Source organism: Actinomycetospora endophytica, assembly GCF_021026375.1.
GTDB classification, from domain to species: Bacteria; Actinomycetota; Actinomycetes; order Mycobacteriales; family Pseudonocardiaceae; genus Actinomycetospora; species Actinomycetospora endophytica.
The window spans coordinates 1-11,113 of sequence record NZ_JAJNDB010000013.1 but is presented as its reverse complement, the minus strand read 5'-3'; the positions used below and the strand labels follow the sequence as shown (position 1 = coordinate 11,113).

Sequence of the window (11,113 nt, the reverse complement as noted above, 5' to 3'; positions counted from 1 at the left end):
CCTGAGCGAGTTGCTGCTGATCGATCCGAGCCGGCACAGGCTCGATCGTGTCGGTCATGACTGGTCCTTCCCCCGGGACACGCCCGGAGCCAGAAGGCCAGTTACACCGTCAGTCGGACACTCCCCTGCCGGACCCCTGGGCGACACTAATCGCGGTCGACGAAGGCAGGGGGCAGAGGACGTGGTGGGGGAGGGCTACGCCGCCTCGAAGGTGGGCACGCGCCGGGTCGCCGTGGCTGCCGGGCTTCCCGAGCTCGATGTGTTGATCGCGGGGCAGTGGGTGGGCTTGGGCACGGTTGGCCCCGTCGATCCCTCGGCGCCGGGCAAATGATGACTGGCGTGTTCCGGGGGTTCCAGCGGAGCAGCAGTCCGTTGTCGGGCTATCTCGCCCAGCACTACACAAGCCCGGGCCTCGATCGCATCGAGAGCATCCGTGACCTCGCCGAGCTCGCGGAGCCCGAGGCGGTGGTGGAGTCACTGCTCGCCGAGTTCCGGATCGCGCCGCCGACCCTCGGAGAGGGCCGCAACACCGTGCAGAGGTTCGTTCATCGGCCGGTCGAGACGGGTGGGAGCGCTCGAACGGTCCGCCAGTTCGTGCGCTACCCCGTGGACGGCGACATACACGCCCTCGAGTGGTGGCCCGACGGGAAAGACACCGACGCCGAGCTCCCGGCCGTCGACGACGGGTTGTCCTTCCGGGCGCTGTCCTCGAGGACCCCGCGATCGCCAGCCACAGACTTAGCCGACCACGAGGCGCAGGCCGCGTCAGACCGGTGGATCGTGGCTGGCGACGACGATCGGCAACGAGACCAGGGGCTGCATACCTTCGTCGAAGTCCTCGCGTCGGATATGGGTCGCGTACGGTCCGGCGAGATCAACCTCGGAGACCTGCTTCGCGTCGAGCTCCACCGGGTGGAGCCGATCATCGCAGCGATCGCCGAGCAGCACCGGCGGTTCTTCGACGAGCTACTGCCCGAGCTGCTGCGCGAGGCCGTCGCCCGGCAGTGTGACCTTCTCGCGGGCCTGTCGGCGGTCAGGCTGAGCACCGGTTTCCCCGCCGACTGGCAGGCGCCCGAACCCCGTCTCACCCCGGCCAAGCCCGAAACGACCAGTGATGGAGCCAGCGAGGACGAGCTGAGGTTGCCCGGTGGGCCGACGCGCCTCGACGACGCCTCGTTCGCGCAGGTGCTCCGGAACGTACGGGTCTGGGCTGACGCGGTCGAACAGCACCCCGAGGCGTATCGCCAGCTCGTCGAGGACCGCATCAGCGACCTGCTGGTCGTCTCGCTGAACACCGCGCTGCCCGGCGCCCACCGCGAGGTCTACTGCCGAGGCGGCAAGGCCGACATCTTCATCCGGGCTAATGCGCTGCCGAACGGGACCGCGCCGGCGAAAGTGTTCGTGGGAGAGAACAAGAAGTACTCCGGACCGACGGAAGCGAGTACGGCCCTCGACCAGCTCCTGAACTACCTGCAGGTCCGCCACACCAGCGCGCTGCTCATTCTGTTGGTCGACCGCGTGGGGTTTGCGCGAGCCCACACGCTCGTGACCAGCAAGCTTCGAGCCCGGGCCGACTACATCCGGGACGTTGCGAGTCCAGTCGAGGGCTGGCCGCTCCTGCGCTTCGACCACCACGGGCACATCGCGGAGGTCTGCGTCGCGACGATCAACACCTCGGAACCTCCCGGCCATCCCGACAGCAGCAAGCGGAAACGGTTGTGACATGTCAGAGGATGTGGGCCCCACCAACGAACAACGTCTGCTGACCATCGTCGAAGCGGTGCGGCGGTGGCGTGATTACGTCACCGCACCCCGGCTCGTCGCGGCCCACAGTCGCCTCGCTGAAGACGACGCCGCGTTTCCGGTGCTCCCGCTCAGTCACCTGGCCTGGTTCGGGATCGTCCACGGGGTCGACCACCTCGAGATGTACCTGGACGCCCTCGTGGTCCAGGGCAGGAGCCATCCTCTGGCGCCGCAGACCCTCGCCCGCTCCGCGGTGCTCGGGGCATCACACGCACTGTGGCTTCTCGATCACGACAGTCGCCAGGAACGACAGCGGCGGGCGCTGCGGCTAGCGCACGAGGAGTTCAAGCAAGAACGGACCGCGCTCCGCGACATGCGCGAAATCAGCGACGTCGACAATGCGCGACTCGAGGAGCGGATCGAACTGCTCACCGAGTGGACCGACCGTACAGTAGCAGCCGGGCAGGGCTTGGGCCTGACACCGAATCAGGTCCAAGCACGTCTCGACGACACCACCATCATCGACACCGTCGCGAAGCGTCTCGTGCACATCGAGCCCGTCAACGCCGACCTGGTCCAGGCTTACCGGCTGCTCTGGCGCACCCACAGCGGTACCGCCCACGGACTGCGCTGGTCGTCGCAAGCCCAGACCAAGGTCTTCGACCCGCTGGTGGGAGGCGGAGCGCTCGGGCAGGTGACCTCGGGCGGGATCGACAACCAGTTCATGTCCTCGGCTGCTCCAGCAGCCCTTCTCGACCGCTCGATCACTCTGTTCGAGACCTACCGGCAGCCCTGAGCCGGCGGGAGCGGCCCGCTTATGAGGTGGGTGGGCAGCTGTGCGGTGCAGACCAGGTCGCTGTTGTGTGTGACGGCGGACGTCGGGGTGGGCACGCAGCCGGTTATGCAAGATCGGCAATTTGCTCTATAAGTTCGTTAAGGGCTCCTCAAGCTCTTGCGTCGGGTTTCGAAGATACTGGCTGCTCTTTCCTAGTGAATAGCTGAGGCCGAACGGGTCTCGTCCCGACCAAGGGCTTGCTACAGGGCGTTACGATGCCTCTGCTGAGCTTGAATGCAGTCGGCTCATTCAGCTGACGGCTTTTGATGGGGGAACTGTGGCGTGGAGTACTCAAGACACCGTCGACGTACCCTTCTACGAGGGTGAATACGAGGTGGCCCAAGCCTACGGGGCTGCAGGCCACATTACCGGCGGAATATTGATCGTGACGAATTATCGCTTAGTATTCCAGCCTTGGAACTTGCACGGATTGCAGGAACTGGTGAAGTGGGGCTGTCGCCTGATTCAAGTCCCGCACGCCAGTGCAGTGAACTACGTGGTGGGTAGGCTAGTAAGCATAGTTGATTCGCAGGCTGTTGGGGTGGGCGGTATCATCGATGTTTATGGCGTTGGACGGGCTTCGCTGACCGCCGCTCCACAGATTTGCGTAGAGAAAGACGACGGAACCGTTGCTAAGTTCGGAGTGGTGGCGAGCGTGGGGACGCCTAGTGGCAGCCGAAAGAACAATGACGTCCGCGATCGGCTCGTAGAGGTCGCACGAAGAGTATTCATGTGAACCCTAGCCGGAAGAGCGAGCCTGGTCAGATCAACATCAACAGGTGCGCTGACGCCGGGGTGGTTTGTAGGTCGAAGCTCTTGCCCGCGATGACCGGCTGAGTGTCGGTCGATGAGCAGGTGGCTGACGGTGGCCACATCAAGCATAAGCCGAAGGTCCATACCGGTCGCCGATAAGTCCGATCTATGTCAGGCGCTAGGGGCGCGCACGGGTCGACCGTCCTGGTTGGTCCGAGGCTGTATGTCCTGTCTTGCTGACGGCTGCGGTCACCTCGTGGCCGGAGGCGCAGTCGTGGGGCCGGCGGTGGAGTCGTGGGGTAGGAGGTCGAGGGCGAGGCCGAGCAGGCTGATGAGCAGGCTCGCGGTGATGGGTCCGACGAGGACGAGCCCGATGAGGATCTCCGCCGGGTTGCCGGTGAACAGAGCGGTTGCGAGGTCCCCGGCGGCGGCCCACCAGACGAACGCGGCAACGGTGAGGGCGGCGAGTCCGCCGAGCAGGCTGGCGGCGCCATAGCCGATCAGCCATCGCGGCCTCTGGGTGGGCTGCCGGCGCAGGGTCTCGCCCAGGGCGGTGCGGGCACGGGCGGCGAGGTCGGGTTCGTCGAGGTAGTCGGCGAGGGCCCAGTGTCCGTCGACCTGCAGGATCGGTAGCAGGTTCATCACGATGCCCAACGTCGCGAGGACCGCGACGCGCCAAGCGACGGCGTAGACCAGCACCGGGGTGGCGACGAGGTGGGCGGTGATGGCGAGCAGGCTGGTGGTCACGGCGTCCACGCCGAGGCCGACGAGGGCCTGGGTGACTCGGGCCCGGCGGGGCAGGGTGAGCGCTTCGGTGGAGTCGACGTAGAAGGAGATGCCGCCCCAGTAGAACCCGAATCCGGCGCGGCGGGGCCGACGACCGTAGCTGACCAGCGCGACGGCGTGGGCGAGCTCGTGGGCCGCCGCGGCCAGCCAGCCGACCGTCAGCCCGAGCAGGGCGTCGGCCCATGGATCGGCGCTGACCGAGGGGCCCGCTGGGCGGCCGGCGAGTAGCGCGACGATCCCACCGGCCACGATCGCGGCGAGCAGCAGGCGACCGGGCAGCGAGGTCCACACCCAGCGCAGGTGGGTGTGGACCCAGCGGGCGGGTCGCTCGATACCGGCGAATTCCATCCCGGAGCGGGTCAGCACCACCGCCCGTTCTGATTTCGCCTGAGTAGCTGCGGGGGCGGCGGGATGGTCGAGGTGGACCAGGAGACCGGCCGAGACGAGCTCGCCGATCAGCTCACCTGGTCGTGGCTTGCCGAGTCGCTGGGCCAGCTGCTCGGTGGTGGGGGAGTCGCCGAGTAGCTCGGGCAGTTCGGCGGCGCGGGGGTGCTCGAGCAGGGCGGCGTCGCCGTCCTCACCGGCGAGCACCAGGCCACGGTGCGATACCCGCCACCGCGCGGACTCCGCCCACCCCAGCCGACCCATGCGAGCTCTTCTCTTCTTCGTCGGGATTGCGTCGTGGCCCACGGGTGTCGGGGCGAGCCGTGGCGTGCCCCGACACCCGTGATGGCTGATCAGATTTTCCAGGACCGGGCCAGCCGGCGGAGACGACGCAGCATGTGAAATCACCCCCTCTCGATGACCTACGCGATTGCGGGCAGCGCTCAGCAGCGCCAATTGCGGGCGAGGCGACGGAGACGACGCAGCATGGAGATCACCTCCTCGAAGTGGACGTGGGTGAGCGGAGCGTTCAGCCCCGCCAGTTACGGGCCAAACGGCGAATAGGACGCAGCACGAGAACACCCCCCTTGCTGGTATCCGGGTACAGCGGGATGAGGAGCGGTGATGCCACTCTCCGTCGCGATGCGGGTGGGCGGCGTCGCGGTCTCGCCGTCACGGCCCGAGGAGACCTCGGCAACCGACCGGACATCGGAGATCCACGTCACAGCGTTACCCGAAGACGGTTGCTGTGTTCCGCCGACACGAAGCGCAGCCGCCTCGACTCGCACCGTGCCGAGAAGTGGGGGTCTCAGCGCGAAGAAGAGGTTGCAATACGGCGAGGTGTCGCATTAAGGTGATTCGCGACGATTGTGCGGCTGCAAAGCCTCTTGCCGAGCAGCGCCGCCAAGGAAGGTCCTCGAGGCCGGGCATGAGCCCGCTCCGACCACGACGACTCTTGTTCGGTTCCCGGCACCGGTTCAAATGCCTGGCGCTGCGGGTGGTGTCGCCCGGGCGGTGCGTCCTCGAGGGAGGCGGGTTCCAGGCGGCGATGGGCCGAAGCCCAAACAGCCGATAACGCCCAGGAAGGACACCCATGGCCCGCATCGAGGTCGACCGGAACAAGTGCACCGGACTCGGCATGTGCGAGTCCGTCGCCCCCGACGTCTTCGAGGTCGGCGACGGCGGTGCCTTGAACCTGCTCACCGATCAGGCGCCGGAGGACCAGATCGACGAGGGTCGCGAAGCCGTTGGCGCCTGCCCCGCCGGTGCGCTGACCCTGCACGAGCAGTAGCCGACCGGCCCGGCTGCTCGGCAGCACGCCGGTCGGCGGCCGGTGCGGACCGTCGACGGGCGCATCGAAGGAGGAGGAACGATGTCGAGCAAGCACCCCGCGGTGCGGACGTGGCTCGCGGTGCTGCGGCGATACGGCGTGCGACAATAACTCTTCAGTTGTCATCGCTGATGACGTACGCTGACGTTTTGTCAGACGCGGTAGGGACTCATCACAGAGGCGGCGAACACGGCCATGAGCGTTCTCGACGGGGTGATCAACCGGGCGCAGGCAGCGATCCCGATGGACCTGCAGGTTCACGGGCTGCACCTCTACCAGCGGGCGAAGCGGGCGGTAGTGGGTGACAAGCAGCCGACACTCGTCGAGGAGCCGATCCCCGACGTCGACGAGCTCGCACTGACCGAGATCGACGTCAGCAACCCGTTCATGTACGGCCAGGGGCAATGGCTGCCCTACTTCAAGCGCCTGCGGGACGAGGCCCCGGTTCACTACCGGGCGAGCAGTCCGTTCGGGCCGTACTGGTCGGTCACCCGCTACGACGACATCGTCACCGTGGACAAGGACTACGAGACGTTCTCGGCCGAACCGCAGATCGTCATCGGCGTCCCGCCCGAGGGCCTGGACATCGAGATGTTCATCGCCATGGACCCGCCGCGTCACGACGAGCAGCGCGGCGCCGTGCAAGGCGTCGTCGCTCCGAAGAACCTCGACGAGATGGAAGACCTGATCCGCTCCCGCGTGCGGGAGGTCCTCGACGACCTTCCGGTGCACGAGCCGTTCGACTGGCTCGACAAGGTCAGCATCGAGCTGACCTCGCGCATGCTCGCCACCCTGCTCGACTTCCCCTACGAGGATCGACGCAAGCTCGTCTACTGGACTGAGCTGGCGGCCTCCAGCGCCGCGGCCACGGGCGGGGCCACCGACCTCGATGAGATGTATCGGGGCGTCGCCGAGATGGCGAAGAGCTTCAGCGAACTCTGGCACGACAAGGCCGCTCGCCTGGCGCAGGGCGAAGAACCCGGCTACGACCTGATCACGCTGATGCAGATGTCGCCGGACACCAAGGACCTGATCAACCGGCCGATGGAGTTCCTCGGCAACCTCATCCTTCTGGTCGTGGGCGGCAACGACACCACCCGCAACTCGATGTCGGGCGGCGTGTTCGCGCTCAACCAGTTCCCGGACCAGTTCGATCGCCTCAAGGCCGACCACAGCCTCGTCCCGAAGCTCGTCCACGAGATCATCAGATGGCAGACGCCGCTGGCCTACATGCGCCGGATCGCCACGCGGGACACCGTCCTGAACGGCCAGTTCATCCGTGAGGGCGACAAGGTCGTGATGTGGTATGCGTCGGCCAACCGGGACGAGCGCAGGTTCGAGAATCCCGACGACTTCGTCATCGAGCGTCCCAACGCCCGCAACCACCTCTCCTTCGGCATCGGTGTGCACCGCTGTATGGGCGCCCGGCTGGCCGAGCTGCAACTGCGGATCCTGTGGGAGGAGCTGCTGGCGCGGTTCGAGGACATCGAGGTCGTCGAGGAGCCGGAGTACCTGCAGTCGAACTTCGTGCGTGGCTACACGAAGATGATGGTCACGCTCACGCCTCTCGGTGAGCAGCCCCGGCCCCGCGAGGAACGGCCGTTCGCGTGGGGACGCGATCGAGCCGCAGCCGCCGCACCGGAGCCTGCTGCACCGCAGCCCGAACGAGGGGGTTCCCGTGAGGGCTGGGTCACGAGCACCACGGAGAGCGAGTTCGACCTGGAGATCGCAGCTCGTCGCGACGTCGCCGAGGGGGTCGTGGAGCTCACCCTGGTCGACCCGGCGGGCGCGGGGCTCCCGTCCTGGACAGCCGGCGCACACATCGACCTCGTCCTGGACGCGTCGCTGACGCGGCAGTACTCCCTGTGCGGCAGCGCGGCAGACGAGACGTCGTGGAAGGTCGGGGTGCTCCGCGAGCCGAGCAGTCGGGGCGGGTCGGCGTACGTCCACGAGAAGCTGGCAGAGGGTTCGACGGTCCGGGTGCGCGGCCCGCGCAACCACTTCCCGCTCGTCTCGTCGCCGCGCTACCAGTTCATCGCCGGCGGCATCGGCATCACACCCATCCTCGCGATGATCGAGGCCGCCGAGGCGCGCGGTGCCGACTGGAGCCTGCTCTACGGCGGCCGGTCCCGGGCGTCGATGGCGTTCCTCGACAAGCTCGAGAGCGACGAGCGGGTGACGATCTGGCCGCAGGACGACAGCGGTCTGCTCGACCTCGCGTCGGTGCTCGCTACGCCCCGGCCGGACACCCAGGTCTACTGCTGCGGTCCCGGCCCGCTGCTCGACGCGGTCGAGGAGGGCTGCGCGTCCTGGCCGGATGGCAGCCTGCACATCGAGCGGTTCGCGGCCAAGAAAGTCGCGGCGCCCGAGGACGCGCTCGACTCGTTCGAGGTGGAGTGCTCCCGCTCGGGAGTGACGGTGACGGTGCCCGAGGGCACGTCGATCTTCGACGCGGTCGCCAAGGCCGGCGTCGAGGTCCTCGGATCGTGCATGGAGGGCATCTGCGGGACGTGCGAGGCCGACGTCCTCGAGGGGACGCCCGACCACCGTGACTCGGTCCTGTCCAAGAAGGAACGCGAGAGTGGCACGACGATCATGCCCTGCGTCTCCCGCTCACTGTCGCAGAAGCTGGTGATGGACCTGTGAGCTATCCCCAGGACTGTTGGTACGTCGCGGCCACCTCCGACGAGGTCGGCGACGGACTGGTCTCCCGACGCATCCTCGACCGATCCGTGCTGCTCTTCCGGCTCTCCGACGGCTCGATCGCCGCGCTCGAGGACCGCTGCGCGCACCGGCCCTATCCGCTGTCCGCCGGCCATCGCGAGGACGACCTCGTCGTGTGCGGCTACCACGGCTGCACCTACGATGCGTCCGGTCGCTGCGTCCGGATGCCCGGGCAGGACAACCCGCCCTGGGGTGCGCAGGTGCGAGCGTTCCCGGTCCTCGAGCGCGCGCCGTTCGTCTGGATCTGGACCGGCACCCCCGGCGGTGAACGGCTGCGGCCGCCCCCGTCGACGCCCTGGCTGCAGGGCGATGGCTGGAGCAGCGTGGGAGAGCGGCGTGTCGTGGCGGCCGACGTGGTGCTGCTGCACGAGCACTACCTCGACCTCACGAACGTGTTCGAGATGCACCCGGAGCTCGTGCCGCCCGGAATCGAGGCGCTGCCCCCCCTCGAAGAGGTGATCGTGTCCGAGATGTCGGTGGCCTACACGCGAGAGCTGCCCCAGGCGCCGCTGGCGCCGTGGGAGGCCAAGGTATCCGGGCTCGACAGGCTCGAATCCTTCGGCCGCAGGGAGACGGGCACGTTCGTGACCCCCGGCCTGCACAAGCAGACCTACAGCATCATCGGCCCGGACGGTCCCGAGCTGGAGCTCGTCCGGACCCACGGCTTCACGCCCGAGTCGTCCGGCGTCACGCACGTCTTCCTGCAGATCTCGTGGCGCGGTGGCTCCCTCTCCTCCGATGCGGGCGCGCAGTTGGCCGGCGTCTTCCACGAGATGGCCGACCGCGACGTCGCCGTGCTCGAGACCATGCAGCGCTGTCTCGACGAGGACCCCACGCCGCGGCGCTACGTCAACGTCAAGGCCGACCGCGCCGCCCTGCGCGCGCGGAAGATCATGCAGTCGATGGTCGAAGAAGAGCGCGCCGACTGATCAACCGACTCAGCCGGCCGCGAGGAGGCTGCGGACCGTGTGCTTGATGCGGTCCACGGCCTCCTCGATGCTGACGGTCGGTTGTAGCAGGTGGCTCAGCGTGAGCCGGACCATCGAGTCCACCATCGCGTCCGACCCGCCGCCGCCGAGCGCGTCGCCGACCGCCCGAGACGCTTGGACCAGCACGGGGTCGGGATTCACAGTGACGAGCTCGAGCAGCTCCGGGTCGCTGCCGGGACGCAGGATCGACTGGAGCACGGCGTTGGTCTCGCCGTACTCCAGCACGAAGCGTGCGGCGGCGCCCAACCCGTCTTCGACCGAGTCGGGGTGGGCCGCGATGCCCTCGCGGACCCCGTCCAGGAAGCGGACGACCTCACGGTGGACAACGGCGGCGCCGAGCGCGGATTTGGTGCCGACCTCTTTGTAGAGGCTCTGGCGGGGGACGCCTGACCGGTGCGCCACCTTCGTCATGCTCAGCTGATCCCACCCCTCCTCGGTAATGATCGCGACGGACGCGTCGAGGAGGCGCTCGAGTCGCAAGGCCCGCAGCTCGTCGTAGAAGGCAGGCGCACTCATGTGTCCCAATGTACGACAGTGATAGTCAGAGTGTCGTCTTCGACGACAACTATTGATGATCTGTGATCCCTGTAACGGTCTCCCGGAGAACCGCTCGCCGCGAACCGTCGAACCGACGCGGTGGCGTTTGCTCTCTCGATCGCGAGCGCGTGCTGAGCGGCGATCAGGGACAACAGCCGGGACTGGCTCGTCGTCGGCGGACCACACCAGGTCGGCGCCGGCCTCCTCGTGGCCCGCGTCTGATGTCTGCGGGCTCGAGTCCCACCGGGCCCACCAGAGGCTGAGCCAGAGCGGGAGGGCTCTACGCAGGCTGGCTGATAAGTCGGCTCTATGTCAGGACCGGGTGAGGGAGCGTGTCAGCTCACGCTGGGTGTTAGGTGATCGGCTGTGGTGGTTCCGAACGTCTTCGTGGCGAGCTGGCGTCCGTGCTGGTCGACCGCGACGACGATGTGGCTGCGCCCGTGCGCGTCAATCCATAACACGACCACGGGCTCGGCTCCTTGCTGGGAGAAGGGGCTCGGACCGATCGGTGGGAAGATCCTGGTGGGGGCCACGCCGGCCGGTCCGTCCAACATCCGGCGGGCCTGCACGACGGACAGTAGCCACCGCAGGGAAACGAAATGGTGGAGCGAACCTGCCGGACCCACCCAACCTGACACCGGGATCAACGGCCTAACCGGTGAGGTTGGTCTGGGTCGGCGTGAGCCGTGGCTCAGTGGTGGAGCGCGAGGTGCTCGCCTCCTCCGTTGTGTGCCGTCGTGTCGTGGCTGGCCTCGTGGGCGTTGCTGTCGTGGCTGGACTCGTGGCTGGTGTCGACGCGGTCTAGGTGGTGCTCGCTATGCCCGCCGTTGGTCGAATCGTGGTGCCCGGTTCCAGAAAGCGAGTGCGCGTTGGTCTCACTGTCACTGTGGCTCTTGCTGGTGAGACCGCCGCCGATGCCGGTGTTGGGGTCGTGGTCGAACAGGCCGTGGCCGGTGGTGGGGGTGGGCAGGCCGCCGCCGATGCCGGTGTTGGGGTCGTGGTCGAACAGGCCGTGGCCGGTGGTGGGGGTGG

At 67.6% G+C, this 11,113-nt stretch carries 9 protein-coding genes; 6 read left to right on the top strand and 3 right to left on the bottom strand.

The window, feature by feature from the left end; translation table 11 throughout:
- The first annotated feature begins 339 nt into the window (after nt 1-339).
- The 3 genes from LQ327_RS33440 to LQ327_RS33430 all read left to right on the top strand — a co-directional run bounded on the left by LQ327_RS33440 (nt 340) and on the right by LQ327_RS33430 (nt 3,314).
- Nucleotides 340-1,722, top strand: coding sequence for a hypothetical protein (locus tag LQ327_RS33440; protein ID WP_230741100.1), 1,383 nt, complete (start codon nt 340-342; stop codon nt 1,720-1,722).
- Nucleotides 1,723-1,735: 13 nt separating this feature from the next.
- Nucleotides 1,736-2,539: a hypothetical protein gene (locus LQ327_RS33435; RefSeq protein WP_230741098.1), complete on the top strand. Its 804-nt coding sequence runs from the start codon at nt 1,736-1,738 to the stop codon at nt 2,537-2,539.
- A 373-nt stretch (nt 2,540-2,912) separates the two neighbouring features.
- Nucleotides 2,913-3,314, top strand: a complete 402-nt coding sequence (locus tag LQ327_RS33430; protein ID WP_230741096.1) for a hypothetical protein — start codon at nt 2,913-2,915, stop codon at nt 3,312-3,314.
- Nucleotides 3,315-3,580: 266 nt separating this feature from the next.
- On the opposite strand, the gene LQ327_RS33425 is transcribed toward LQ327_RS33430, so the two are convergent.
- Complete coding sequence (locus tag LQ327_RS33425) at nt 3,581-4,765, bottom strand: hypothetical protein (RefSeq protein WP_230741093.1); 1,185 nt, start codon at nt 4,763-4,765, stop codon at nt 3,581-3,583.
- A gap of 829 nt (nt 4,766-5,594) precedes the next feature.
- Between LQ327_RS33425 and LQ327_RS33420 the strand changes: the two genes are divergently transcribed.
- The 3 genes from LQ327_RS33420 to LQ327_RS33410 all read left to right on the top strand — a co-directional run bounded on the left by LQ327_RS33420 (nt 5,595) and on the right by LQ327_RS33410 (nt 9,484).
- Complete coding sequence (locus tag LQ327_RS33420) at nt 5,595-5,792, top strand: ferredoxin (protein ID WP_230741091.1); 198 nt, start codon at nt 5,595-5,597, stop codon at nt 5,790-5,792.
- A gap of 234 nt (nt 5,793-6,026) precedes the next feature.
- Nucleotides 6,027-8,477 carry a cytochrome P450/oxidoreductase gene (locus tag LQ327_RS33415; RefSeq protein ID WP_230741089.1) on the top strand — a complete coding sequence of 817 codons (2,451 nt, stop codon included), beginning with the start codon at nt 6,027-6,029 and terminating at the stop codon, nt 8,475-8,477.
- Nucleotides 8,474-9,484 carry an aromatic ring-hydroxylating oxygenase subunit alpha gene (locus LQ327_RS33410; RefSeq protein ID WP_230741087.1) on the top strand — a complete coding sequence of 337 codons (1,011 nt, stop codon included), beginning with the start codon at nt 8,474-8,476 and terminating at the stop codon, nt 9,482-9,484. Before LQ327_RS33415 ends, LQ327_RS33410 begins: the two co-directional genes overlap by 4 nt.
- A gap of 9 nt (nt 9,485-9,493) precedes the next feature.
- On the opposite strand, the gene LQ327_RS33405 is transcribed toward LQ327_RS33410, so the two are convergent.
- Together LQ327_RS33405 and LQ327_RS33400 are read right to left on the bottom strand one after the other, a co-directional pair.
- The gene (locus LQ327_RS33405; RefSeq protein WP_230741084.1) at nt 9,494-10,060 is read right to left on the bottom strand and encodes a TetR family transcriptional regulator; all 567 of its coding nucleotides are present in this window, start codon (nt 10,058-10,060) and stop codon (nt 9,494-9,496) included.
- A gap of 712 nt (nt 10,061-10,772) precedes the next feature.
- The coding region (locus LQ327_RS33400; protein ID WP_230741082.1) for a hypothetical protein at nt 10,773-11,113 on the bottom strand (341 nt) is incomplete at its 5' end.